Origin of the sequence: Aeromonas sp. Lyrl_2 (assembly GCF_051948815.1) — a bacterium.
Taxonomy (GTDB): domain Bacteria; phylum Pseudomonadota; class Gammaproteobacteria; order Enterobacterales; family Aeromonadaceae; genus Aeromonas; species Aeromonas veronii.
Genome location: NZ_JAYJLJ010000011.1, coordinates 80,530 through 104,537, shown reverse-complemented (window position 1 = coordinate 104,537; position 24,008 = coordinate 80,530). Strand labels below are relative to the sequence as shown.

Genomic DNA, 24,008 nt, shown 5'->3' with positions numbered 1-24,008 from the left:
GTCTCTCAGCTACTGCAGGAGAGCTCACCACCGCAATACCATGCCGGAGTCGGGGTGGCGAGATCCTCATATTCGGGTTGTTCATCAAAGGGGCGCTGCAAGGCGGCGAACAGCCGCTCGAACGGCCGCATATCCCCTGCGTCGGCGGCGTCTATCACCTGCTGAGCCAGCGCATTGCGCAGCACATACTTGGGATTGATGGCATCCATCTGCGCCTTGCGCACGGCATCCTCGCTGCCTTCGCGCATTAGCCGCGCCCGATAGCGCTCCAGCCACGCCTGCCAACCCAGTGGTTCAGGCAACAGGACCAGCAGAGATGCGGGCCACGCCCCCTCTTGCGTCACCTCACCGAGACGGCGCAGGAACAGGTGGTAATCCACTTTGTTAGCCGCCAGCAACCGGAACAACTCGCGGAACAGCGCTGGGTCATCCTCCTCCCACACCGCCAGCCCGAGTTTGACCCGCATCAGCTCGGAGTAGTGCAGCATCAGCTGCTGCTCGTACTGGGCCAACGCCGCAGTCAATGCATCACCGTCTACATGGCCAGCCAGCGCCTGCGCCAGCTTTTGCAGATTCCAGTAACCGACCGCGGGCTGCTGATCCAGCGCGTAGCGGCCCGCCGGATCCGAGTGGTTGCAGACAAAATCGGGCACGTAGGCATCGATAAAGCCGTAGGGGCCGTAATCCAGCGTCAGGCCGAACAGCGACATGTTGTCGGTATTCATTACCCCGTGACAGAAGCCCGCCGCCTGCCATTTGGCAATCAACCGCGCGGTGCGGCGCACTACCTCGGCAAACAGTTCGGCACCACTCTCCAGTTCGGGGAAGTGGTGGCGCAGCAGATAGTCGATGAGTGGCGGGATCTTCTCTCCCTGCCCGCTCCAGGCGAAATACTCGATATGGCCGAAGCGCAGATGGCTGGGGGCGGTACGCAGCACGGTCGCCCCGGTCTCAACCTGCTCGCGATAAACGGGCTCCTGGCTGCCCACCAGCACCAGCGCCCGGGTGGTCGGTATGCCGAGGGCATGGAGCGCTTCGGAGGCTAGATATTCGCGAATGCTCGAACGCAATACAGCGCGGCCGTCGCCAAAGCGGGAAAACGGCGTCTTTCCTGCCCCCTTCAGGTGCAGATCCCAGCGCTGACCATCCGGCGCCAGCTGCTCACCCAGCAGCAGCGCGCGACCATCTCCAAGCCGGGGGCTATAACCCCCGAACTGATGGCCCGCATAGACCTGCGCTACCGGCTGCATGCCTAGCAGCACTTTTCCCTCGCCACAACAGGCGATCCAGTCAGCCTCGCTGACGCCTCCCAGCCCCAACTCATCCAGCAAAGCCCGGTTGAGATGAAGCAACCGGGGTTGCTGCAGCGGCTGGGGGGCTACAGGTTCACAGGCCCAGGGCAACTCGGTCGCAAAAGTGTTGATCAACTTCATGGTTGTGCCATTCGTCCCTGCGTATGCTCGTGTCACTCTTTATACTGCCGTCAGCCATGCTTGCGCTAACTGGCGACCATCATTTTTCAATTCAAGGAGAAGAAGATGCAAAAATGGGTATATGCCCTGCCCTTGCTGGCACTGGCGTGGGGTCATCAGGCCAAGGCTGCAGATATCGAGGCAGGCAAGGCCAAGGCGGCGGTCTGTGCTGCCTGTCACGGGGTGGAAGGCAAGGCGATGATCCCCAACTATCCCCATCTGGCGGGTCAGAATGCCGCCTATCTGGTGAAACAGTTGAAAGCGTTCAAGGATGGCACTCGCAAAGAGCCCTTGATGGACCCCTTCATGGCGCCGCTGACCGATGCGGATATCGACAATCTGGCGGCCTTCTACGCCAGCCTGAAATAACCTCGCGTCTGACCCCAAGTTCTTCCGAGCCGTGCTTGCCGTGGTCGATTAGGCTGCCTAATCGACCCTACCGGCGGCAGTAATCGATGATCAGGTCCATAAAGGCTTCACCGAAGCGTTCCAGCTTGCGGTGACCAACGCCGTTGATAGCCAGCATCTCGTCTTCGGTCATCGGCATCAGTTGAGCCATCTCAACCAGGGTCGCATCGTTGAATACCACGTAGGGCGGCACCTCTTCATCCTCGGCAATCTGCTTGCGCAGGCCGCGCAGCTCCTTGAACAGCCGTTTGTCGTAGTTGGCGTTGTCGAGCAGGCCATTGCGCTTCTCCTTGCGGCTGGAGATGGGCTGCAAGCGGGGCACCGCCAGCTCAAGCTTCACCTCGCCACGCAGCACGGGGCGGGCCGCTTCGGTCAGCTGCAGCACCAGATTGCGAGTGATGTTCTGGGTCAGCAGCCCCTTGTGGATCAGCTGGCGGATCACGCTCATCCAGTATTCGTGGCTCTGATCCTTGCCGATGCCATAGGTTGACAGCTTGTCATGGCCGTGATCCTTGATGCGCTGGTTGAGGGAACCGCGCAGCACCTCCACCACATAACCCACCCCGAAATTCTGCCCCACCCGCCAAACGCAGGAGAGCGCCTTCTGGGCATCTTCGGTACCGTCATAACTTTTGGGCGGATCGAGACAGATATCGCAGTTGCCGCACGGCTTGTCGTTGTACTCGCCGAAGTAGTTGAGCAGCACCTGACGGCGGCAGGTCTGCGCTTCGGCAAATGCGGCCATCACGTTGAGCTTGTACTGCTCCACCTGCAACTGCTGCGGGTTCTCGATGTTGTCGAGCAGACGGCGCACCCGACCGATGTCGGCGGGATCGTAGAGCAGCAGCGCCTCGGCGGGGGTGCCATCGCGCCCAGCGCGGCCGGTCTCCTGATAGTAGGATTCGATGTTCTTCGGGATGTCGTAGTGCACCACGAAGCGCACATTGGGTTTGTCGATGCCCATACCGAACGCCACCGTCGCCACCACTATCTCGATGTCGTCCTTGAGGAAGGCATCCTGGGTCTGCTGGCGCTGCTCGAGCGGCAGCCCCGCATGATAGGGCGCGGCCTTGCAGCCGTGGCGGGATAACCGCTCGGCCACCTCCTCCACCCGGTTGCGGCTGGAGCAGTAGACGATGCCGCAGTTGCCCTTCTGGCTCTGCACGTAACGCAGCAACTGCTCAGCGGCCTTGAACTTCTCCACCAGGCTGTAGCGGATATTGGGACGATCGAAGCTGGCAGTGTGGATGAAGGGATCGTTCAGCTCTAGGCGGTGCAGCATGTCGCTGCGGGTCGCCTCGTCGGCGGTGGCGGTGAGCGCTACCACCGGCACCTGTGGGAACCACTGTTTTAGCCGCCCCAGCGCCGCATACTCAGGCCGGAAATCGTGGCCCCACTGGGAGACGCAGTGCGCCTCGTCGATGGCGAACAGCCCGAGCGGCAGTTCGGCCAGCCGATCCATAAACTCGTGCTGCAGCAAGCGCTCGGGGGAGACATAGACCAGCTTGATCTCGCCGCGGCGCATGGCGGCGAAGTTCTGAATCATCTCCTCCCGACTGAGGGCCGAGTTGATGTAGACCGCCGCCACACCGTTGGCGCGCAGGCTGTCGACCTGATCCTTCATCAGGGAGATCAGTGGAGAGACCACCACCCCGAGCCCGGGCCGCAGCAGTGCCGGGATCTGGTAGCAAAGCGACTTGCCGCCACCGGTGGGCTTGAGCACCAGCGCATCGCGCCCAGCGACAATCTGCTCGATGATTTCGAGCTGGCCCGGCCGAAACTGCTGATAGCCGAAAACCGCCTGCAGCAGGGCAAGCGGACTCTCTGGCTGAGGATCTGGCAGGGTTTCGGCAATCGCGGTCATGGGCTCTCCTTTGGGGTCGCCATTCTAAAGCAGCCGCCGCCCACAATAAACCTGCCATTGCGACTGTTAAGGAACTGTTGCAGACTGGCTGGAGTTTTTACTCGGCTTTGATGACAAGGATTGGGATCAGAGAATGAAACAGATGCTCAAGAAGATGGCGCTCAGTGGCATTGCCAACCTGTTTGCCGAGAAGATGCCGTTCAACAAGCTGATCGGCATGCAGGTGACCCACTACGACTTCGACAAGGTGGAGCTGCGCATCAAGATGGATGAGAAGCTGATCGGCAACCCTTTCCACAACATCCTGCATGGCGGCGTCACCGCCACGCTGCTGGATGTGGCGGGTGGCATGATCGTCGCCGCCTCCTGCATCGACGAGCTGGAGGAGTTCTCCCCCAGTTATCTCAAGGAGCGCTTCGCCCGCCTAGGCACTATCGATCTGCGGGTGGATTACCTGCGCCCGGGGCGCGGCAACGAGTTTATTGCCACCGCCCACATCATCCGGGCCGGTAGCAAGGTCGCGGTAGCCCGGATGGAGCTGCACAACGAAGAGGGCACCCACATCGCCTTCGGCACTGGTACCTATCTGGTGGGTTGAACCAAGTTAGTGCATAAAAACCACGCGGCTAATCCACTTTTAATCATTAGATTCCTTACCCCCTCAGGCCGAACAAGGTCCATACTGATAGTCGGGATTGTGTGCAGAGGGAGGATTGCAGGCGATGAGTGCGAAACTGGCCATCAAACCATCCAGAGCCTTGTTGACACAGCTCGAGTCCATGCTCGACGAGGTGCAGACACCCGAGTGTCGCCACTGGTTGGAACAGGAGCTTGAGGGGTATTCTCTCTCCTCACCCCTGCCTTGGTATCGCATCGTTCCCTGTCGGCAACGCGGTCACTTTCTGGATCTGAAAACGGGAAAATATTTGACCTGTCACATCAACAGTCAAACGCTATGCCAACGCGATCTGGCCCAAATTCAGTTCATTTATGCCCGTGAACCCGCCGCCCACTATTTGCTGCAACGCAATTCCGGTATTGAACCCTGGCCAGAACAGCTGCTGGAAGATTATCAGGAGCAGTTGATCCCCGGCCATCTATGCCTGCAAGCCTGGCATGAGCCCGTGATTTCATTACGTGCACAACTGATGGAGGGAATAGAACATTTCATTAGTGAGTACCCCAAGCACGCGGCCTTGCTGCCTCAACACAGTTTCAAGGCTTTGCGGCATCAGCACTGGCATATCTGAGTAAGCGCCTGGCGCGCAAGGAGGGCACCATAGACAAGACCCATAGCGAGATTGCCACAATCTAGAGTGCCGGAGTCAGGATCAGACTCCACCGATGGGCCACCGAGCGGTGGCCCTTTTAATGTCAGTGGGCTTGCTTCGACCCTGCATACATCAAGTCAGATCACTTGGCCAGGTAACAGGTCAGCAGCTAATGAAAAACCTAGTAACTGGAAGGAAAATGCAAAAAGGCCGCTCTATTGAGCGGCCTTTTCAAATTTGGTCGGTGTGAGAGGATTCGAACCTCCGACCCCTTCGTCCCGAACGAAGTGCGCTACCAAGCTGCGCTACACACCGATGTCTGCGGGACGGGAATTTACCGAAAGCCCAGACCCGACACAAGCCTTTTTTGCATTTGGCAGGAAAAAAAGTGTCGTTCGCTCAACTATTCAGCACTCTTTTCATCCGTTTACCGAGCTGCAGCCAGCTGGTGACATTCCGGTAACCGGCTGTCAGGCCAGGCGCGGGGAGGCTGGCCCCAGCAGACGGCGCTGCCAATCAGCCACAGTGCCATGCTCCAGCCAGTCGGCTGCATGCTGGCGCCAGTTGGGGGAAAGGGCCGGATTCTCCAGCAACATCAGCAGATCCGCTTCATTGCGCACCTGATTGAACAGGATATCCGCCGTGCGCTTCACCGTCAGTTCGGGATAGGGTCTGTCTACCAGCTCCATGGCCGACTCCGGCGACACCATCCCCTCCTCCAGCACCCGCAGCAGCCAGCCACAACGACCATTCAGTTGCATCACCTGCGACATCTGGCCATAGCCAAAGCGCTGGTTGAGCTTGAAACAGGGGGATCTCGGCTGGCTGATCTGGATCAGCGCCTCGCCGAGTCGATAGACATCGCCAATGCAGGCTTGCGCCTCGGTCAGCCCGAGACCGGAGAGGTTCTCGCCAAAGGCGGCAGGTTGCCAGGGTGTGTGTGGCGCAGGCAAGTCCAGCGCGGTTTGCCAGGTCCGCCACCAGATATAGTGATCGGCAGGATAGTAGTGGAGCGCCCGATCCGGGCCACCGTGGTGGCGTTGGTCACACTGCTCATCCCCTTCCAGACCGGCAAAGGTACAGCGAACTGGTGTAGAGATCGGTTGCTTGTGAATAGCGCTGGTGAGGCCGGGCACCAGCTCGGTGCCACGACCGCTAAAAAGGGAGATCCGCATACTCATCCTCCAGGTTGACGAGAGTAGGCGGATCTTATCATGCCGTCAGACCACGGCCTGCATCTGGGTGGTCATGGCGATCTCGGCACGACGGCGCTTCTCCGCCCTGGCCATCAGATACCAGCTGCCGAAGGTAAAGAGCGATACCGACAGCAGGATCAGGCTGGCCACCGCGTTGATCTCGGGTTTAACCCCGAGCCGCACCGCCGAGAAGACCTCCATCGGCAAGGTGGTCGAGCCCGGGCCGGAGACGAAGCTCGCCAGCACTAGGTCATCCAGCGACAGGGCGAACGACATCATGCCACCTGCCGCCAGCGAGGGGGCGATCATCGGGATAGTGATCAGGAAGAACACCTTCCACGGCTTGGCGCCAAGATCCATCGCAGCCTCCTCGATAGAGAGATCCAGCTCCCGCAACCGCGCCGACACCACGATCGCCACGTAGGCGGTACAGAAGGTGGTGTGGGCGATCCAGATGGTCAGCATGCCCCGCTCGGCGGGCCAGCCCACCAGCTGGGCCATCGCCACGAACAGCAGCAGCAGCGACAGACCAGTGATCACCTCAGGCATCACCAGCGGCGCCGTCACCATGCCGCCGAACAAGGTGCGACCACGGAAGTGGGGAATTCGGGTCAGTACGAAGGCTGCCACCGTCCCCAGCGCCACCGCGGCGATCGCGGTGTAAAAAGCGATCTCCAGCGAGCGGAACACAGATCCGATCAGCTGCTTGTTGTCGAGCAGGCCAAAGTACCACTTGAGCGACCAACCGCCCCACACCGTCACCAGCTTAGAGGCGTTGAAGGAGTAGATCACCATGATGATCATGGGCAGGTAGATAAACAGCAGCCCCAGCCAGAGCATCAGTTTGGCAAAACCGAAACGCTTCATCATGCCTTGCCCTCCAGCTCTTTGGCCTGGTTACGGTTGAAGAGGATGATCGGAATGATCAGCACCGCCAGCATCACCACCGCCAGCGCAGAGGCAACCGGCCAGTCGCGGTTGTTGAAGAACTCCTGCCACAGCACCTTGCCGATCATCAGGGTCTCCGGGCCGCCCAGCATTTCCGGAATAACGAACTCCCCCACTACCGGAATGAACACCAGCATGCAGCCGGCGATGATGCCGTTCTTGGAGAGCGGCACCGTGATCTGCCAGAAACGGGTCAGGTTGCGCGCCCCCAGGTCGGAGGCCGCCTCCAGCAGGCTCTGATCGTGTTTGACCAGATTGGCGTAGAGCGGCAGCACCATGAAGGGCAGGTAGGAGTAAACGATGCCGATATAGACCGCCAGGTTGGTGTTGAGGATCTGCAGCGGTTCGTCGATCACCCCGATACCCAGCAAGACGCTGTTGAGCAGGCCGTTGTTACTGAGGATCCCCATCCATGCGTAGACCCGGATCAGAATGGCGGTCCAGGTCGGCATCATGATCAGCAGCAGCAGCACGGTCTGGGTCTCCTTGTTGGCCCGGGCGATGGAGTAGGCCATCGGATAGCCAATCAGCAGGCAGAGCAAAGTACTGACAAAGGCCATCTTGAGGGAGCCCAGATAGGCCGCGATATAAAGCTCATCCTCCTGCAGCAGCAGGTAGTTGCCCATGTTGAGCAGAATGGTGAGCTGATTGTCGGCCCAGCTCACCACGTCGGTGTAGGGCGGGATCGCCACATCCGCTTCCGCAAAACTGATCTTCACCACGATGACGAAGGGCAGCAGGAAGAAGAGGAACAGCCAGAAGAAGGGGATGCCAATCACCAGTCGGCGCCCCCCGACCCGCTTCAGTCGTTGCAAGAACTTCATGATTGCAGCACCACGCCGCTGTCATCTTCCCAGTAGAGGAACACCTGGTCATCCCAGGTTGGCCGCTTGCCGTGGCGTTCGGCATTGGCGATGAAAGCCTGAACGATTTTGCCCGAGGGCAGCTGGATGTGATAAACCGAGTGACCGCCCAGATAGGCGATGTCATAGACCTCACCCTTGGTCCAGTTGAAATCCGGGTGCTCGATCTCCTCCGGCTTTTGCAAACTCATCAGCAGTTTTTCCGGCCGCAGGGCGTAGGTCACCTTCTTGTTTTCGGCGCGGGAGCTGATGCCGTGGCCCACATAGATGGGCTGCTCCAGATCGGCGCAGGCGATGGTGGCGTGGTCCTGTTCATCCTCCACCAGCAGGCCGTCGAACAGGTTGACGTTGCCGATGAACTCGCACACCAGCCGACTGGCCGGAGTCTCGTAGATATCCATCGGGCTGCCGATCTGCTCGATGCAGCCGAGGTGCATGATGGCGATCCGCTCCGCCATAGTCATGGCTTCTTCCTGATCGTGGGTCACCATGACGCAGGTAACCCCGACCCGCTCGATGATCTCAACCAGCTCCAGCTGCATCTTGGAACGCAGCTTCTTGTCGAGCGCCCCCATGGGTTCATCCAGCAGCAGCAACTTGGGACGCTTGGCCAGGGAACGGGCCAGCGCCACCCGCTGGCGCTGGCCACCAGAGAGCTGATGCGGTTTGCGGCGGGCATACTGGGTCATCTGCACCAGCTTGAGCATCTCCTCCACGCGGGCATCGATCTCGGCCTTGGGCAGGCCATCCTGCTTGAGGCCAAAGGCGATGTTTTGGGCCACCGTCATATGGGGGAACAGGGCGTAGGACTGGAACATCATGTTGATGGGGCGTTCATAGGGGGGCATATCGGTGATGTCGACCCCGTCGAGGAACAGCCGCCCCTCGGTCGGGCGCTCGAAACCGGCCAGCATCCGCAGCAGAGTCGATTTGCCGGAACCGGACCCGCCGAGCAGGGCGAAAATCTCTCCCTTGTGAATATTGAGAGATACGTTATCGACCGCCAGCGTTTCGTCGAACTGCTTGCTTACCCGATCAATTTTCACCAGCACTTCTTTGCGCTGCTGACTGCCCTCGAGGGCTTTCTTGTAGGCACTGGAGGCTATCGCCATTACCAAACTCCCCAACGTGATACCGGCCTTGCGGCCGATCCATAAAAGCGATTTGGCGCCCCCGAACGGGCACCAAGGTTAGGTACCGGACTTGATCTTGGTCCAACTCCGGGTGATTAGACGCTGTACCGAGCGGGGATGTGCTTCCTGCACATAGAGTCGCTCCAGCACGGCCTGAGGGGGATAAACCTCCTCATTGTTGCGCACCGCCTCATCCATAAACTCGCCCGCCCTTGAGTTGGGATTCGCGTAGCCCACATAGTCGCTGACCTTGGCGATCACTTCGGGCTGCAGGACGTAGTTGATGAGGGCGTGCGCCTCTTTGACATTGGTGGCATCGGACGGGATCGCCATCATGTCGAACCAGAGATTGCCCCCCTCTTTCGGAATGCCGTAGGCAATTTTCACCCCCTTGCCAGCTTCATCGGCGCGGGCAGCAGCTTGCAGGATGTCGCCGGAAAAACCGGCCGCCACGCAGATGTCGCCATTGGCGAGATCGCCGATGTATTTGGAGGAGTGGAAGTAGGCCACATAGGGCCGCACCTTGAGCAGCAGCGCCTCGGCCTGCTTGATATCCCCCGTCGCATGACTGTTGGGATCGAGCCCGAGGTAGTTGAGGGCAGCAGGGATCATCTCGTCGGCAGAGTCGAGGAAGGCGACGCCGCAGCGAGAGAGTTTCGCCATGTTTTCCGGTTCGAAGATGGTGGCCCAGGAGTCAATCTTGTCGACTCCCAGCACCGCCTTGATTTTGTCGACGTTGTAGCCGATGCCGTTGGTCCCCCACAGATAGGGCACCGCGTACTGATGACCCGGATCCACCTTGTCGAGCTGCTTGAGCAGCACGGGATCCAGGTTGGCCAGATTGGGCAGCAGGGATTTATCCAGCTTCTGGAAGGCTCCCGCCTTGATCTGCTTGGCCAGGAAATTATTGGAGGGCACCACCAGATCGTAACCGGTCCGCCCCGTCAGCAACTTGCCTTCCAGGGTCTCGTTGGAGTCAAACACGTCATAGACGGTCTTGATCCCGGTCGCCTGCTGGAAATCGCTGAGGGTGGTCTCGCCGATATAGTCAGACCAGTTGTAGAAGTGCAGCACAGGGGCAGCCTGAGCCACATTCGCCAATCCCATGGTCAGCGCTATGGTTAGCAATCTGGTTGTATTCACGGTGTCAGTTCTCCTGTTTCAGTGGTTGACCGTCTGCGCATCCATTCGCGCGGCCCATCCGGATGGATGGCATCACTACCCTCCCGGCCGAACTGCGGACCGGGAGGGGCATTCGTTACTTACTTGCCGGACTTGATCTTGGTCCAGCTGCGGGTCATCAGACGCTGCACCTTGGCCGGCAGATCCGGGAAGGTGTAGATCTTCTGCAGGGTCGCCGCATCAGGGTAGATACCCGGATCGGTACGGATCGCCTCATCCACCAGCGGGGTCGCCGCCTTGTTGCCGTTCGGGAACTGCACCACGTTGGTGATATTGGCGATCACCTCCGGCTTCATCAGGTAGTTGATGAAGGTGTGGGCCGCCTCGACGTTCTTGGCATCCGCCGGAATGGCGATCATGTCAAAGAAGCTGCCTGCCCCCTCTTTCGGAATGGTGTAGGTGAGCGCGACGCCATTCTTGGCCTCGGCTGCCCGCGCCTTGGACTGCTGCAAGTCACCGGAGTAACCGACCGCGACGCAGAGGTTGCCGTTGGCCAGATCCGAGATGTACTTGGAGGAGTGGAAATAGGCGGTATAGGGACGGATGGAGAGGAACAGCTCCTCAGCCTTCTTCAGCTCGGCCGGTTTCTGGCTATCCGGTTTGAAGCCCAGATATTGCAGGGCAGCCGGCAGCATTTCGGTCGGTGAATCGAGGAAGGAGACGCCACACTCTTTCAACTTGGCCATGTTCTCCGGCTTGAACACCAGATCCCAGGAGTTGACCGGGGCATCGGCCCCCAGCACGGCTTTCACCTTCTCGGCGTTGTAGGCATAGCCGATGGTGCCCCACAGATAGGGGATGGAGTACTGGTTGCCCGGATCACTCGGCTCGAGCGCCTTGAGCAGGTCGACATCCATGTTTTGCCAGTTGGAGAGCTTGGACTTGTCCAGTTTCTGGAACACGCCCGCCTTGATCTGCTTGGCCAGGAAGGGGTTGGATGGCACCACGATGTCGTAGCCCGAGCTACCCGCCAGCAACTTGGCTTCCAGTACCTCGTTACTGTCGAACACGTCATAGACCACCTTGATCCCCGTCTCCTTCTGGAAGTTATCCAGGGTATCCGGCGCTATGTAGTCGCTCCAGTTGTAGACGTGCAGCACCTTCTCTTCAGCCATTGCTCCGGCACTTGCCATGACCAGAGCCACAGAGGCAGCGATCACTCCTGTTTTGAAAGACATCATCCTTGTCTCCTAAGCAAATTGTATGCGCATGCCAACCTGCCCGACCCACCTCAACCCTTCAGCTTTGCGGCTGTCAGATCCAGACTGCGCCTGGCCAGATCGACCAATTCATCAACCTGTTCCTCGGTGATGACCAAGGGGGGCGATATGATCATGGTATCGCCTACCGCCCTCATCACCAAGCCATTGTTAAAGCAGAACTCCCGGCAAGTCATCCCCGCATTTGCCTGAGCCGGGAAACGCCGGTTGGTCTGCTTGTCCTCAACGATTTCCAGCGCGGCGACCAATCCTTTGCCACGGGTTTCTCCCACCAGCGGATGATCGGCCAGCTCCGCCCAGCGGCGCTGCAAATAGGGGCCGATAGTATCATGCACTCGCTTAACTATGCTCTCTTTCTGCATAAGCTGGATATTGGCCACCGCCACAGCGCAAGAGACCGGATGACCCGAGTAGGTGAAGCCGTGGTTGAACTCGCCCCCCTCCTCCACCAGCCCCTTGGCAACCCGGTCGCTCACCATTACGGCGCCGAGCGGCAGATAACCGGAGGTGATCCCTTTGGCCAGACACATCAGATCCGGCTTGATGCCAAACCCTTCGCTGGCAAACCAGTGGCCGGTGCGGCCAAAGCCGCAGATCACCTCGTCGGCGATCAGCAGGATGCCGTAGTGATCGCAGATGCGCTGGATCTCCGGCCAGTAGCTGTCAGGCGGAATGATGACGCCGCCCGCCCCCTGGATCGGCTCGCCGATAAAGGCAGCCACCTTGTCCACCCCCAGCTCCAGAATCTTCTGCTCCAGCTGACGGGCCCGCTCCAGCCCGAACTCGTGGGCACTCATCCCCTGCCCCTCACCGAAGTGGTAGGGCTGATCGATGTGCACTATGCCGGGAATGGGCAGTCCGCCCTGGGCATGCATCCCCTTCATGCCACCCAGACTCGCCCCCGCCACGGTGGAGCCGTGATAGGCGTTATGGCGACTGATGATCACCTGTTTGTCAGGCTGACCCTTGCTGGCCCAGTAGTGGCGCACCATCCGCAGCACGGTATCGTTGCACTCGGAGCCGGAGCCAGTAAAGAAGACGTGGTTGAGATGGGCTGGCGTCACCTCGGCCAGCAGGGTCGCCAGCTCGATCACCGGCGGGTGAGCGGTCTGGAAGAAGAGGTTGTAGTAGGGCAACTGCTGCATCTGACGGGTAGCGGCATCCACCAGCTCCTGGCGGCCATAGCCCATATTGACGCACCACAGGCCCGCCATGCCGTCGAGAATGCGTTTTCCCTCGGAGTCTTCCAGATAGACGCCGCTGGCTTTGGTAATAATGCGCGAACCCTTCTTGTTCAGGGCCTGAAAGTCGGTAAAGGGGTGCAGGTGGTGGCTGGCATCCAGTTGTTGCCACTCACGGGTTGTCTGCTGCATTTGTTGCTCCTCGGTTCCTTCGATTTAGCAATATTCAGTCGTCAAATAGTCAGGTGCGTTGGCACGTTTGCAGCCACAGTCACTCACGGCGTGTCTGCTGCATTCGTTACTCCCCTGCGCCTTCGATTTGGCAAGATTCAGTCGTCAAACAGTCAGGTGGGTAGCCAGGTAGGCTTGCATGCTCGCAGCCACAACCACTCACAGGTGGCTGCCGCCACCTGACTCGCGTTCCGGTCTCTTCGATACAGGGATCGGGGAGGCCGACTCCGACCTCCCCGTTACAGGGGGATCAGACGTTCAGCAGCAGGAACTCCCGCTCCCAGCGACTGATCACCCCGAAGTAGGTCTCGTACTCTTTGCGTTTGACCGCAACAAAGGCGCGGGTGAAGCGCTCCCCCAGCATCTCCTTGATGGGCTCGCACTGTTCGAGATGGCTGAGCGCCTCTTCCAGCGAGCGGGGCAGGCTGTAGGGCAGGTCATAGGCGCTCGACTTCATCTCCGGCAGCGGCTCCAGCTTCTCCATCATGCCGAGATAGCCACAGGCCAGAGTGGCGGCCAGCGCCAGATAGGGGTTGGCATCGGCACCGGCGAAGCGGTTCTCCACCCGGCGGGCACTGGGATCGGAGAAGGGCACGCGCAGGCCGCAGGTGCGGTTTTCCACCCCCCACTGGACGTTGCGCGGCGCGCTCTCGCCAAAGGTGAGGCGGCGGTAGGAGTTGACGTTGGGGGCCAGCAGGGCTGTCACCGCCGGGGTGTATTTCTGCAAACCGGCGATGAAGTGCATGAACTGTTCGCTGTTGCCGCCGTTCGGGGTACCGAACAGGTTGTGGCCGTTCACATCTTCCAGACTCTGGTGGATGTGCATGGCCGACCCCGGTTCGTCGCTCATCGGCTTGGCCATGAAGGTGGCATAGATGCCGTGGCGGTGAGCGGCTTCACGCATGGTGCGCTTGAACAGGAACACCTGATCCGCCAGATCGATGGCATCACCATGCAGGAAGTTGATCTCCATCTGGGCGGCGCCGGACTCGTGGATCAGGGTATCCACCTCCAGCTCCTGCGCCTCGCAGTAGTCATACATGTCTTCAAAAATGGGGTCGAACTCGTTGACCGCATCGATGCTGAACGACTGGCGGGCGGTCTCCGGGCGGCCGTTACGACCCACCGGCGGCACCAGCGGATAGTCGGGGTCTTCGTTGCGGGTGACCAGATAGAATTCCAGCTCGGGCGCCACCACCGGCTTCCAGCCCTGCTTCTCGTAAAATGACAGAACCCGACGCAGCACGGAGCGCGGCGCGATATCGATCAGCTTGCCGTTGACGTCGAAACAGTCGTGGATCACCTGTGCAGTGGGCTCCAGCGCCCAAGGGACAAAACGGATGGTGTTGGGGTCGGGATAGAGCTGCATGTCCCGCTCCAGCGGGTCGATCATGCTGTCGTCATCCGGGTATTCACCGGTCACCGTCTGGGTGAAAATCACCTCGGGCAGACGCATGCCCCCTTCGCGCAAAAACTTGTTGGCTGGGATGATCTTGCCCCGGGCGTTGCCGGTGAAATCCGGGAACAGGCACTCCACTTCCGTGATGCGATTGCTCTCCATCCAGCCTTTGATACTGTCCATGTTAAACCCCGACTTTACGGTTGCCATTGGCAAGGGTGTCTAATATATGGAACACCCTTGTTATAAAATTGTAATCAACATCACCATAAAAGCCCGCCATCAAGGGCAATGTCAAGCGGGCGTGTTTAAAAAACTATAAATAACGGCGCATATAATGACCAAGGCGGCACCAAATACTAAACACTCAAATCCGTACGAAGCCCCCCCTCTCATCGTTGCAAAGGCGATGCCAACAGAGGGTGAAGCAGGCGCCAGATCCCGACCAATCCCCCGCAGGAACGGACCATTTTTTTGCAAGGGCGCACAATCCTTATCCTATTTGCTTTGCTTGGCTGCATTTTTTTGGTACAAGGCCCGCCCTGATTTGCACTCTCTTGCATGAAACAGGTGCAAATCGGGATACAAGGGCTTGGTCTGTAGGCAGACAGCCCCCATAAACAGGGATAATTGGGTTAGTAAACTGACTGGTAGTTAATCGTATGTGTGATTTCATGACTGAAGACCAACTGGCCTTTTACAAGGGGCAGATCGAGCGACAGATCGTCGAGCTCGAAGAGCGCCTGAACTCCCAGGCCAGCCAGGCCATCGCCACCGACACCAACGAGATGGCTGATGAAATTGACCGTGCCAGTATCGAGGAAGCCCGCCGTCTGGAGCTGAACCGCATCGAGCACGACAAGCTGCACCTGCGCAAGCTGCGGGGCGCATTGAAGCGCATCAGCGAAGGGGATTTTGGTTACTGCGAATCTTGCGGTGACGAGATCTCCCTCAAGCGGCTGCATGCCCGTCCGGAATCCCGTTTCTGCGTCGAATGCCAGAGCACCAAGGAATTTAACGATACCCACGTGTTCCGTCGCGTCGCCTGATTCTTCGAAGAACCGTCACCATTCTGGTGCAACAGACGCCAGCAAGGCAGGGCACCGCGCTCAAACCTTGCACAACGCCTCGCAGCAAGATGGTGACAAGTTCTGTTAGACTCCGGACACCTTCCGGAATCTACAGGAGAACAGAGAGTGAAATGGCTCATCAAGCTGTGTTTGTGCCTGCCACTGCTGGCACAAGCACAGGTTCTGACGGTCAAGGTCCCCAGCCGTCCCGTCAACAATCTTGACCAGGAGTACCAGTACAAGCTGCTGGAACTGGCCCTGACCCGCTCCGGGCAACCCTTTCGCATCCAGCCTGTCGAACTCGACCTCACCCAGTTCACCCTCCAGCAGCAGCTGAGCAAGGGCAAGACCATCAACGTCTTCTGGATGGGCACCTCCAGCGCACTCGAATCCTCCCTGATTGCCGTCCCCATTCCGCTGTTTCGCGGGCTGGAAGGATTCCGGCTGTCATTCATCCACGCAGATGCCCAAGAAAAGTTCAACCAGATCAATACCCTGGCTGACCTCAAACAGCTGAAGGCGGCACAAGGGGTCGGTTGGGCCGATAACAAAATTCTGGAAAATGCGGGCATCCCGACCTTCTCCGGCCGATACAGCAGCCTGTTTCGCCTTATCAACGACGGCGACAAGATCGACTTCTTCCCCCGCGCCCTGGTGGAGATCTTCGCCGAGCGCAGCGAGCTGGTGGCGCAGTATCCCAACCTCGCCATCGAGCAGCATCTGCTGATCCGCTACCCCTTCGCCCAGTTCTTCTTCGTCAGCCCCGAATCCCCCAAGCTGGCCAAGGCGATTCAGACCGGGTTGGAGCGTGCCTATGCCGATGGCAGCTTTATGAAGTTCTTCCATGACAACCCCAAGATCCGCGAAGCGCTCGCCAGCGCCAACCTCGATCAGCGGGTCACCATCGCCCTGCCCAATCCGAACATGACCCCGTTGCTAAAATCCATTCCGGCCCAATATTGGGAGTATCCACCGCAAGGATAAGCATCACGAACGCCTGACCACGAAGGTCAGGCTGCGAGAACACAGTGCGCCAGGGAGGTGCCATGAAGGGAATCCAGGAGTGGTTTGCAGAGTACGGCCAGAGTCATCGCCATCCGGTCAACGTCGCCATCCACAAGCTGGCAGTGCCGGGCATCTATCTCTGCTCGCTGGCGCTGCTCTGGTGTCTGCCACACGGGCCCTTGCCAGAGCCCCTCAACTGGGCAGCAGTGGCGGCCATTCCGGTGCTGCTGTTCTATCTGCAACTGTCGTTTTCGCTGTTCGCGGGGATGGCCGGGCTGACCGCGCTCGGGCTGGCCTTCTGCCACCAATGGCAGGGGCCGCTGTTGTGGCCAGCCGTGGCAGCGTTCGTGCTGCTCTGGATAGCCCAGTTTGTCGGCCACAAGATCGAGGGCAAGCGCCCCTCCTTCCTCGCCGACCTGCAATTTCTGCTGATAGGCCCCGCCTGGGTGCTTGCCAGCCTCTATCGTCGCCTGGGCATTCCCTATTGAGGAGTGCCGGGCCAACAGGAGAGACCATGACACATAACCACACGCGACATAATGCCCTGCGCCGCGCCCTGCCCCTGCTGCTGGGGGCCCTGTTTGCCGGCCCGGCACTGGCTGACAAGGCCGACCCGGTCGGTGAAGTGAGCACCGCCTTCAAGCTGTTTGGCCCCAACCACAAGATCCTGGTGGAGGCGTTCGACGACCCGCGCATCGACGGCGTCGCTTGCTATCTGGCTCGCCCAAAGACTGGTGGCGTCAAAGGCGGACTGGGCCTGGCGGAAGATCCCTCCCACGCCTCCCTCTCATGCCACCAGATTGGCCCCATCACCCTGCCCGAAAAGCTGAAAGCGGGAGAAGAGGTGTTCGATGTCAGCACCTCGCTGGTGTTCAAGGAGCAGAAAGTGGTGCGTTTTTACGACAAGAAACGCAATGCACTGGTTTACCTGACCTACAGCACCAAACTGGTGGATGGTTCGTACAAGAGTGCAGTCAGCGCCGTTCCCATTATGCCCTGGGGACAATAACCAGCCGGTTTGTCCGGTGATAGCTGACCCATTTTGTTGTAATTTGACGACACACACGCTGCGGAGCACATACCATGAAAGTCGCCGTATTCAGTACCAAGAGCTATGACAAAGAGCATTTCAACCAGGCCAACAGCCAGTACGGCTTCGACCTGGAGTTTTTCGATGTGCGGCTGGAGGCCAAAACGGCCCGACTGGCTCACGGCTTCCCAGTGGTGTGTCTGTTCGTCAATGACGAGGCCGACCGCGAGGTATTGACCGAATTGGCCGCCAACGGTACCCAGGTGATTGCCCTGCGCTGCGCCGGTTACAACAACGTGGATCTGGCCGCTGCCAAAGAGCTGGGGCTGAAAGTGGTGCGGGTGCCCGCCTACTCCCCCGAGGCGACTGCAGAACACGCCGTCGGCATGATGATGTGCCTCAACCGCCGCATCCATAAGGCTTATCAGCGCACCCGCGACGCCAACTTTTCGCTGGAAGGGCTGGTCGGCTTCAACATGCATGGCAAGACCGTTGGCGTCATCGGTACCGGCAAGATCGGTCTGGCCGCCCTGCGTATCCTCAAGGGCTTCGGGGTTCGCCTGCTGGTGAACGATCCTTACCAGAATCCGGCAGCCATCGAGCTGGGGGCCGAGTACGTGGATCTCGATACTCTGTTCCGCCAATCCGACATCATCAGCCTGCACTGCCCGCTGTTCAAAGAGAACTACCACCTGTTGAACAAGGAGGCGTTCGCCAAGATGAAGGACGGGGTGATGATCATCAACACCAGCCGTGGCGGCCTGCTCGACTCCAACGCGGCCATCGAGGCACTCAAGACCTCCCGTATCGGCGCGCTGGGGCTTGATGTCTACGAAGAGGAAGAGGATCTCTTCTTCTCCGACAAGTCCAACGAAGTGATCACCGATGACGTGTTCCGCCGTCTGTCCGCCTGCCACAACGTGCTGTTCACCGGCCATCAGGCATTCCTGACCCGCGAGGCGCTGCACGCCATCGCCGATACCACCCTCGGCAATATCCGCGCCATCGAGAGCCAGGGCCGCTGCGACAACGAAGTGGAATAAGGGCTCGCCCTCTCTTCGTCACGCGCCGGGTTGTGAGACCCGGCGCCTTCGGGTAGGCTAGCCCCCCTTTTTTATTCAGGAGTCTGGCGCCCATGTTTATCGGATTTGATTACGGCACCTCCAACTGTGCCGTGGCCGTGATGGAACAAGGTAGCCCCAGGCTGCTGAATCTTGGTGCATCCCGCTACCTCCCCTCCACCCTGCATGCTCCCCACCGGGATGCTATCGCCGGTCTGTTGGCCGAAGGGCTGGCCCCCGCCCAGCAGGCGGAATACCTCAAGCTGCGTGGCCCCGTGGTCACCCGCGCCCAGATGGTTCGCCGCCAGATGCGCGAAGAGGGACTGATCGACGAGCTGAGCTTTGGCGGTGCCGCGCTGGAGCGCTATCTGGAAGAGCCGGACGACGGCTACTACATCAAGTCACCGAAATCCTTTCTCGGCGCCTATGGCCTCAAGGCTCCCCAGATCGCCCTGTTTGAAGATATCGTCTGCGCCATGATGCTCCACGTTCGCCAGCAGGCGGAGCAGCAGCTCGGCGCCCCGATCCGCCAAGCGGTGATCGGCCGTCCGGTCAACTTCCAGGGTCTGGCAGGGGAGGAGAGCAACCAGCAAGCTATCGCCATCCTGACCGAGGCGGCCCGTCTGGCCGGTTTCGAGCAGGTGGAGTTCCTCTATGAACCGGTGGCCGCCGGGTTTGAATTCGAGGCGCGCCTCACCGAAGACGCCGTGGTACTGGTGGTGGATATCGGCGGCGGTACCACCGACTGCTCCATGCTGCGAATGGGCCCGAGCTACCGCGATCAGCTGGATCGCAGCGGCGATCTGCTCGGCCACAGCGGCCAGCGGATCGGCGGCAACGACTTCGATATCCGCCTGACGGTGGAGGGGATGATGCCGCTGCTCGGCATGCACGAGACCCTCAAGACCGGCAAGCCGCTGCCCCATCCGCTGTTCTGGGATGCGGCCGCCATCAACGACGTCAGCGCCCAGAGCCGCTTCTACAGCCTCGACACCGCCCGCCAGCTGCAGGATCTGCAGCTCGACAGCCAGCCCGGCAGCAAGCTGGGACGTCTGGCCAGCCTGCGGGCCCACAAGCTGAGCCACCAGCTGGTATGGCGTGCCGAGCAGGGCAAGATCGCCCTCTCGGAGCAGGAGCTCAATTGCCAGTCGCTGGCCGAGCTGGAAAAAGGGCTGGAAGCCGAACTGACCCGCGAACAGCTGGCCAACGCCTCAGCCCTGCTGCTGGAAAAAATTGGCGAGCTGATGGACGAAGCGATTGCCGCTGCCGGTGTGCAGCCGGATCGCATCTTCGTCACCGGTGGTAGCGCCCGCTCGCCGCTGATCGCCAGCTTTATCCGCCAGAAGCTCCCCTCCATCCCGCTTGAGGGGGGGGATGACTTTGGCTCGGTGGCTGCGGGTCTTGCCCGTTATGCCGAGCGGCTGTTCGCCAACTGAGCCCTGAGATAGCATAAATCGATGGCAACATCACCAGGGTGTTGCCATTAAGCGACAGTCTCTCGGGACAAGGGGCGACAGAAGCGGTCGGTCGTCCCCTCTCCCGCCCTGCTCCCGACTGCCTAAAAAGGGTATTCTTGACGCTCCCCCAACCGGAGCCCCCTCATGCCCAGATTGCCCTTTTTGCTGATCCCCCTGTTACTGCTCGCTGGCTGCAGCTCGACCGCCTTTGTTCAGCAAGATCTGCAACACCACCACTGGGTACTGAGCAAACTGGATGGCGAACCGATCAAGGCCCCCCGCGACAATCCCCCCGATTTCGAGATCGGCGAGCACTTCACCGTCAACGGCATCGCCGGTTGCAACCGCTACTTCGGTCAGGGCCATCTGGAAGATGACAAACTGTGGGTCACCAGTCTGGGCAGCACCGAAATGGCCTGCATGCCGCCGCTCGACACTATCGAACAAGCTGTACTGACCACCCTTACCGAGGGTGCGACCCTGAGCAGCACTAGTCAGAACCTGATCTTGCAGGGCAAACAGCACCGTTTGGAATACACCTTGCGCGACTGGGTGTTCTAGCGCTCACAAAGCCGCATCACAAACAGGAACATGTTGTCCGGCTGTGGCACAATATGAGGCAGAGTTCGCAACGGAGGCTGCCTCAGCCATGTCGATGGATCGCCTGTTTGACAAGATCAAACAACTCCCCACTATTCCCAAGCTGCTGCACGAGTTGATGCAGAGCTTCAACGACGAGAATGCCCGCATCGACGAGATTGCGGCCAAGATCGCCATGGATCAGGTGATCAGCGTCAAGGTGCTGCGGATGGCCAACTCGGCCGCCCTGCGCCGGGGCAACGAAGTGACCTCCATCGAACAGGCGGTGATCCGGCTCGGCTTCAACCGGCTGCGCTCCGTGGTGGTCGCCTCCGGCATCATCGGCACCTTCAAGGCCCCGCCCAGCTTCGACAAGAACAAGTTCTGGACCGAGACCTTCCAGGTCGCCACCATCGCCAAGACCCTGGCGCAGGAGGCCAAGGTGATGGATCCCGAGACCGCCTTCACCTGCGCTCTAATCCACAACATCGGCGAACTGCTTATCCAGAGCACCTTGCCGGAAGAGGCCGAGCTCATCAACATGGCGATCCAGAACGGCAGCAGCCGGGTCGAGGCCCAGCGGGAGATGCTGGGCTACGACTATGCCCAGCTCGGTGCCGAGCTGGCGCGACGCTGGAACCTCTCCGAGGCCTTCGTCGATGCCATCTCCCAACAGCTTGACCCGCTCTCCCACGATCCGGTCAGCAAGGAGGCAGTACTGATCCGCCTCGCCGTGTTTATCTCCTTCGCCTGGAACGCGGGAGTGCCTGCCCAGGCCATCATCGCCCGCTTCCCCAAACCGCTCGCCGACCAGTTGGGACTGGATCCCAAGTCGCTGGCAGGCCAGCTCGAAACACTGCATGAACAGGGTAATGCCCTCGCCGATCTTCTGACTCAATAAGCATCATGACCCATCCGTTTCTGTTTCATCCCCAGGTGGCGCCCTGGTTCAAAGAGAGCGCCGACGCACTGCAATTGACCCTTTTTAGCGAGCTGGATGCGCCGATCCGCGAGGTATGGCTGCGCCACGAGCCGGATAACGAGGAGTACCTGATCCCGATGACAGCGGTCTCCACCCGCGATCGGCTGCAGGTATGGCAGGCGACCCTGCCGCTCATCAAGGGACAGGATATCCACCTCTACAGCTTCAAATGCCTCGCCGACGAGGAGCAGTGGTGGCTGCACGGGGCGGGCGTCAGCGCGTCCATGCCGCCACGGGAACAGCATTTTCGCTTCAACAGCCTGCACCAGCCACCGGCCTGGGTGCAGGATCAGGTGTTCTACCAGATCTTCCCCGACCGCTTCTGCAACGGCGATCCGTCGCTGAGCGTCAAGCATCACGAGTACGAGTACCGTGGCAAAGCGGTGATCAGCAAGGCGTGGGGCGAGCCGGTCAGCCGTCATGAAGAGGGCCACGGCGCCTGCGAATTCTATGGCGGCGATCTGGCGGGGATCGATGCCAAGCTGCACTATCTGCAATCTCTCGGGGTAACGGCGCTCTACCTCAACCCCATCTTCGATTCGCCGAGCAACCACAAGTACGACACCCAGGACTACTTCAAGGTGGACGCCCACCTCGGCAGCAACGAGCAGTTCGCCGAGCTGACCCGCAACCTGCACCAGCGTGGCATGAAGATCATCCTCGATGCGGTGGTCAACCACACCTCTACCGAACACCCTTGGTTCTGCCCGCCACTGGGCGCCCAGAGCAACCCGGATTCGCCGTGGCGCAGCTTCTACACCTTTGATAAAGAAGGGGATTACGTCAGCTGGAAGGGCATTCGCAGCCTGCCCAAGCTCGACTTCTCCTGCGAGAAGGTGCAAGACGCCGTCTATCGGGCCGACGACGCCATCCTCCGTTACTGGATGCGCGCCCCCTACCAGATCGATGGCTGGCGCTTTGACGTCATCCACATGCTGGGCGAGCGCGGCACCGCCGAGGGCAATCGCAGTCACGTGCGCGCCATTCGCGGGGCAGTGAAGCAGGAGAACCCGGACGCCTATGTGCTCGGCGAACACTTCTTCGAGGCGAGCCAGTGGCTGCAAGGGGATCAGGAGGATGGCGCCATGAACTACTACGGCTTCGCCCATCCGATCCGCGCCTTCCTGGCGGGGCAGGATATCGCCTACCACCCCATCAAGATCAGCGCCGAAGAGCTGGATCGCTGGCTCAAGCTGGCGCGGGCCCACATCCCGTTCAAGAACCAGCTGGCCCAGTTCAACCTGCTGGACAGCCACGATACCGCCCGTTTCCTCCACCTGCTGGGTGAAGACAAGCAGCGGATGCAGCTGGCCGCCACCCTGCTGCTCACCTATATCGGCGTGCCGTCCATCTACTACGGAGATGAAGTGGGACTCTCCGGCGGCAACGATCCGGACTGCCGCCGCTGCTTCCCGTGGGATACCACAGACTGGGATCATGTGCTGCACGACCACTATCGTCGGCTGATCCAGATCCGCCGCCAGCGCCCCTCCCTGCGCCGTGGCGATATCCAGACCCTCTACGCTGGGCCCCACAGCTATGTGTTCGCCCGTACCCTGCAAAGCGATCAGGTGGTGGTGGCCTGCAACCGCCACCCGAGCGAGCCGCGCACCATCAGCCTGCCCCTGTGGCAGACCGCGAGCCCGGCCAGCCGCTTCACCGACGCCTTCAACGGCGAGAAGTTTGAAGTGGTGCAGGGCGAGGTCCAGCTGACCATTCCAGCCAACTCGGCACGGGTGCTGATCTCCAGCTGAGCGGGCAACTGACGCGCTGAAAAGCAAAACCGGAGCCCAAGGCTCCGGTTTTTTATTCCGTTCAATCCGCCATGACGTCTGGCCCCTAACCAGCCGCCATCAGTAGTTGATGCTGACGTAGGGCACTTCCGGCACCTGCCAGCGCTGCTTGAGGTAGACGGTGAGCACGAAGAAGAAGTTGGCCAGCAGGTTGGCGAAGCGATAGAGAATGGGATCGAAGGCCACCTCGCTCTCTTCCAGCCGGACCAGCAGCCGCACCACCTTCTTGCTGCCGCAGCGGCACAGATGGAGGGTGGGAATGGGCTGTGGCCCCTGTGGCAGCACAAAACCTGTGACGCTGCCGCGACTCGCCTCGTTATAGTGGTCGTAACGGGCCTTGAGCCACTCAAGATCTGCATCGAAGATCCCCAGCTTGCCGCGCACCGAGCCGTTGAGATTGTAGATAAGCCGCTGCAACGCCGCGAGATCCGCCAGCATGGGCTCGGTATCGGCATCCGGCGCAAGGTGTGACAGCACGGCCCCGACCTGACAGCAGAGCTCGTCCGTGGCGATTTCAAAATCACATTTGAACGAGGTTTCGAAGATAAAGGGGTAGCAGAGCTCGCGCTTGTCTCTTGGCTTCTTGGGGTTCATGGGGCAACCGGATTGGAGAAAAGGCCAGTTTGCCAGCCCCGGGAAGGGCTGGCAAACGGCAGCTCATTA

At 60.1% G+C, this 24,008-nt stretch carries 23 protein-coding genes and 1 tRNA gene; 12 read left to right on the top strand and 12 right to left on the bottom strand.

The annotated features are described in order from the left end of the window. Positions 1–5: 5 nt before the first annotated feature. On the bottom strand, positions 6–1,433 hold the full coding sequence (locus tag VF684_RS11640) for a protein adenylyltransferase SelO (RefSeq protein ID WP_139440651.1): 1,428 nt from the start codon (positions 1,431–1,433) through the stop codon (positions 6–8). A 105-nt stretch (positions 1,434–1,538) separates the two neighbouring features. Here VF684_RS11640 and VF684_RS11635 point away from each other — a divergent pair, with 105 nt between their 5' ends. Continuing rightward, a complete protein-coding gene (locus tag VF684_RS11635; RefSeq protein ID WP_005340687.1) occupies positions 1,539–1,841 on the top strand; it encodes a c-type cytochrome in 303 nt (100 codons plus the stop codon). Positions 1,842–1,908: 67 nt separating this feature from the next. On the opposite strand, the gene recQ is transcribed toward VF684_RS11635, so the two are convergent. Next, the gene (gene recQ / locus VF684_RS11630; protein WP_042081697.1) at positions 1,909–3,744 is read right to left on the bottom strand and encodes an ATP-dependent DNA helicase RecQ; all 1,836 of its coding nucleotides are present in this window, start codon (positions 3,742–3,744) and stop codon (positions 1,909–1,911) included. 133 nt (positions 3,745–3,877) lie between these two features. Here recQ and VF684_RS11625 point away from each other — a divergent pair, with 133 nt between their 5' ends. Beyond that, positions 3,878–4,342, top strand: coding sequence for a thioesterase family protein (locus tag VF684_RS11625; protein ID WP_005355465.1), 465 nt, complete (start codon positions 3,878–3,880; stop codon positions 4,340–4,342). A gap of 124 nt (positions 4,343–4,466) precedes the next feature. Next, on the top strand, positions 4,467–4,994 hold the full coding sequence (locus VF684_RS11620; protein WP_005356927.1) for an AbiTii domain-containing protein: 528 nt from the start codon (positions 4,467–4,469) through the stop codon (positions 4,992–4,994). Between the two features lie 259 nt (positions 4,995–5,253). On the opposite strand, the gene VF684_RS11615 is transcribed toward VF684_RS11620, so the two are convergent. The 9 genes from VF684_RS11615 to VF684_RS11575 form a co-directional block, all read right to left on the bottom strand. Next, positions 5,254–5,330 (bottom strand) — tRNA-Pro (locus VF684_RS11615). 155 nt (positions 5,331–5,485) lie between these two features. Next, positions 5,486–6,190: an MOSC domain-containing protein gene (locus tag VF684_RS11610; RefSeq protein WP_139440650.1), complete on the bottom strand. Its 705-nt coding sequence runs from the start codon at positions 6,188–6,190 to the stop codon at positions 5,486–5,488. A gap of 45 nt (positions 6,191–6,235) precedes the next feature. Beyond that, positions 6,236–7,081 carry an ABC transporter permease subunit gene (locus tag VF684_RS11605; protein ID WP_005355472.1) on the bottom strand — a complete coding sequence of 282 codons (846 nt, stop codon included), beginning with the start codon at positions 7,079–7,081 and terminating at the stop codon, positions 6,236–6,238. Further along, the gene (locus tag VF684_RS11600) at positions 7,078–7,983 is read right to left on the bottom strand and encodes an ABC transporter permease subunit (protein WP_005340703.1); all 906 of its coding nucleotides are present in this window, start codon (positions 7,981–7,983) and stop codon (positions 7,078–7,080) included. The genes VF684_RS11605 and VF684_RS11600 overlap by 4 nt, the downstream gene beginning before the upstream one ends. Further along, entirely contained in the window at positions 7,980–9,134 is a 1,155-nt protein-coding gene (potA, locus tag VF684_RS11595; RefSeq protein WP_005340704.1) for a polyamine ABC transporter ATP-binding protein, read from the bottom strand. The genes VF684_RS11600 and potA overlap by 4 nt, the downstream gene beginning before the upstream one ends. A 78-nt stretch (positions 9,135–9,212) precedes the next feature. After that, the gene (locus VF684_RS11590; protein ID WP_127007294.1) at positions 9,213–10,298 is read right to left on the bottom strand and encodes a polyamine ABC transporter substrate-binding protein; all 1,086 of its coding nucleotides are present in this window, start codon (positions 10,296–10,298) and stop codon (positions 9,213–9,215) included. A gap of 119 nt (positions 10,299–10,417) precedes the next feature. Then, positions 10,418–11,515, bottom strand: coding sequence for an extracellular solute-binding protein (locus tag VF684_RS11585; protein ID WP_005340709.1), 1,098 nt, complete (start codon positions 11,513–11,515; stop codon positions 10,418–10,420). 53 nt (positions 11,516–11,568) lie between these two features. Then, positions 11,569–12,930 (bottom strand): aspartate aminotransferase family protein, encoded by a 1,362-nt coding sequence (locus VF684_RS11580; RefSeq protein WP_058056392.1) that lies wholly within the window; start codon positions 12,928–12,930, stop codon positions 11,569–11,571. 289 nt (positions 12,931–13,219) lie between these two features. Further along, the gene (locus tag VF684_RS11575) at positions 13,220–14,551 is read right to left on the bottom strand and encodes a glutamine synthetase family protein (protein ID WP_013723370.1); all 1,332 of its coding nucleotides are present in this window, start codon (positions 14,549–14,551) and stop codon (positions 13,220–13,222) included. 479 nt (positions 14,552–15,030) lie between these two features. Between VF684_RS11575 and VF684_RS11570 the strand changes: the two genes are divergently transcribed. The 9 genes from VF684_RS11570 (at position 15,031) to malZ (ending at position 23,306) form a co-directional block, all read left to right on the top strand. After that, positions 15,031–15,417 (top strand): TraR/DksA family transcriptional regulator, encoded by a 387-nt coding sequence (locus tag VF684_RS11570; protein ID WP_005356952.1) that lies wholly within the window; start codon positions 15,031–15,033, stop codon positions 15,415–15,417. A 147-nt stretch (positions 15,418–15,564) separates the two neighbouring features. Further along, positions 15,565–16,422 carry an amino acid ABC transporter substrate-binding protein gene (locus VF684_RS11565; protein WP_139440649.1) on the top strand — a complete coding sequence of 286 codons (858 nt, stop codon included), beginning with the start codon at positions 15,565–15,567 and terminating at the stop codon, positions 16,420–16,422. 62 nt (positions 16,423–16,484) lie between these two features. Then, on the top strand, positions 16,485–16,931 hold the full coding sequence (locus VF684_RS11560; RefSeq protein WP_139440648.1) for an Mpo1 family 2-hydroxy fatty acid dioxygenase: 447 nt from the start codon (positions 16,485–16,487) through the stop codon (positions 16,929–16,931). A 26-nt stretch (positions 16,932–16,957) separates the two neighbouring features. Beyond that, on the top strand, positions 16,958–17,452 hold the full coding sequence (locus VF684_RS11555; protein WP_005355485.1) for a CreA family protein: 495 nt from the start codon (positions 16,958–16,960) through the stop codon (positions 17,450–17,452). Positions 17,453–17,526: 74 nt separating this feature from the next. Then, the gene (locus tag VF684_RS11550) at positions 17,527–18,516 is read left to right on the top strand and encodes a 2-hydroxyacid dehydrogenase (protein ID WP_139440647.1); all 990 of its coding nucleotides are present in this window, start codon (positions 17,527–17,529) and stop codon (positions 18,514–18,516) included. 92 nt (positions 18,517–18,608) lie between these two features. Continuing rightward, a complete protein-coding gene (gene yegD, locus VF684_RS11545; RefSeq protein ID WP_127007290.1) occupies positions 18,609–19,970 on the top strand; it encodes a molecular chaperone in 1,362 nt (453 codons plus the stop codon). Between the two features lie 165 nt (positions 19,971–20,135). Beyond that, positions 20,136–20,552, top strand: a complete 417-nt coding sequence (locus VF684_RS11540; RefSeq protein WP_139440646.1) for an META domain-containing protein — start codon at positions 20,136–20,138, stop codon at positions 20,550–20,552. Positions 20,553–20,640: 88 nt separating this feature from the next. Beyond that, a complete protein-coding gene (locus VF684_RS11535; RefSeq protein WP_005355498.1) occupies positions 20,641–21,471 on the top strand; it encodes an HDOD domain-containing protein in 831 nt (276 codons plus the stop codon). 5 nt (positions 21,472–21,476) lie between these two features. Continuing rightward, on the top strand, positions 21,477–23,306 hold the full coding sequence (gene malZ, locus VF684_RS11530; protein WP_139440645.1) for a maltodextrin glucosidase: 1,830 nt from the start codon (positions 21,477–21,479) through the stop codon (positions 23,304–23,306). 99 nt (positions 23,307–23,405) lie between these two features. Here malZ and VF684_RS11525 read toward each other — a convergent pair whose 3' ends face one another. Beyond that, on the bottom strand, positions 23,406–23,939 hold the full coding sequence (locus VF684_RS11525; protein WP_058059398.1) for a cobalamin adenosyltransferase: 534 nt from the start codon (positions 23,937–23,939) through the stop codon (positions 23,406–23,408). Positions 23,940–24,008: the final 69 nt, after the last annotated feature.

Bases quoted from the DNA above. Each gene is read 5' to 3' on its own strand.
- VF684_RS11640 (WP_139440651.1), bottom strand. From the start codon at position 1,433: ATGAAGTTGATCAACACTTTTGCGACCGAGTTGCCCTGGGCCTGTGAA.
- VF684_RS11635 (WP_005340687.1), top strand. From the start codon at position 1,539: ATGCAAAAATGGGTATATGCCCTGCCCTTGCTGGCACTGGCGTGGGGT.
- recQ (WP_042081697.1), bottom strand. From the start codon at position 3,744: ATGACCGCGATTGCCGAAACCCTGCCAGATCCTCAGCCAGAGAGTCCG.
- VF684_RS11625 (WP_005355465.1), top strand. From the start codon at position 3,878: ATGAAACAGATGCTCAAGAAGATGGCGCTCAGTGGCATTGCCAACCTG.
- VF684_RS11620 (WP_005356927.1), top strand. From the start codon at position 4,467: ATGAGTGCGAAACTGGCCATCAAACCATCCAGAGCCTTGTTGACACAG.
- VF684_RS11610 (WP_139440650.1), bottom strand. From the start codon at position 6,190: ATGCGGATCTCCCTTTTTAGCGGTCGTGGCACCGAGCTGGTGCCCGGC.
- VF684_RS11605 (WP_005355472.1), bottom strand. From the start codon at position 7,081: ATGATGAAGCGTTTCGGTTTTGCCAAACTGATGCTCTGGCTGGGGCTG.
- VF684_RS11600 (WP_005340703.1), bottom strand. From the start codon at position 7,983: ATGAAGTTCTTGCAACGACTGAAGCGGGTCGGGGGGCGCCGACTGGTG.
- potA (WP_005340704.1), bottom strand. From the start codon at position 9,134: ATGGCGATAGCCTCCAGTGCCTACAAGAAAGCCCTCGAGGGCAGTCAG.
- VF684_RS11585 (WP_005340709.1), bottom strand. From the start codon at position 11,515: ATGTCTTTCAAAACAGGAGTGATCGCTGCCTCTGTGGCTCTGGTCATG.
- VF684_RS11580 (WP_058056392.1), bottom strand. From the start codon at position 12,930: ATGCAGCAGACAACCCGTGAGTGGCAACAACTGGATGCCAGCCACCAC.
- VF684_RS11575 (WP_013723370.1), bottom strand. From the start codon at position 14,551: ATGGACAGTATCAAAGGCTGGATGGAGAGCAATCGCATCACGGAAGTG.
- VF684_RS11570 (WP_005356952.1), top strand. From the start codon at position 15,031: ATGTGTGATTTCATGACTGAAGACCAACTGGCCTTTTACAAGGGGCAG.
- VF684_RS11560 (WP_139440648.1), top strand. From the start codon at position 16,485: ATGAAGGGAATCCAGGAGTGGTTTGCAGAGTACGGCCAGAGTCATCGC.
- VF684_RS11555 (WP_005355485.1), top strand. From the start codon at position 16,958: ATGACACATAACCACACGCGACATAATGCCCTGCGCCGCGCCCTGCCC.
- VF684_RS11550 (WP_139440647.1), top strand. From the start codon at position 17,527: ATGAAAGTCGCCGTATTCAGTACCAAGAGCTATGACAAAGAGCATTTC.
- yegD (WP_127007290.1), top strand. From the start codon at position 18,609: ATGTTTATCGGATTTGATTACGGCACCTCCAACTGTGCCGTGGCCGTG.
- VF684_RS11540 (WP_139440646.1), top strand. From the start codon at position 20,136: ATGCCCAGATTGCCCTTTTTGCTGATCCCCCTGTTACTGCTCGCTGGC.
- VF684_RS11535 (WP_005355498.1), top strand. From the start codon at position 20,641: ATGTCGATGGATCGCCTGTTTGACAAGATCAAACAACTCCCCACTATT.
- malZ (WP_139440645.1), top strand. From the start codon at position 21,477: ATGACCCATCCGTTTCTGTTTCATCCCCAGGTGGCGCCCTGGTTCAAA.
- VF684_RS11525 (WP_058059398.1), bottom strand. From the start codon at position 23,939: ATGAACCCCAAGAAGCCAAGAGACAAGCGCGAGCTCTGCTACCCCTTT.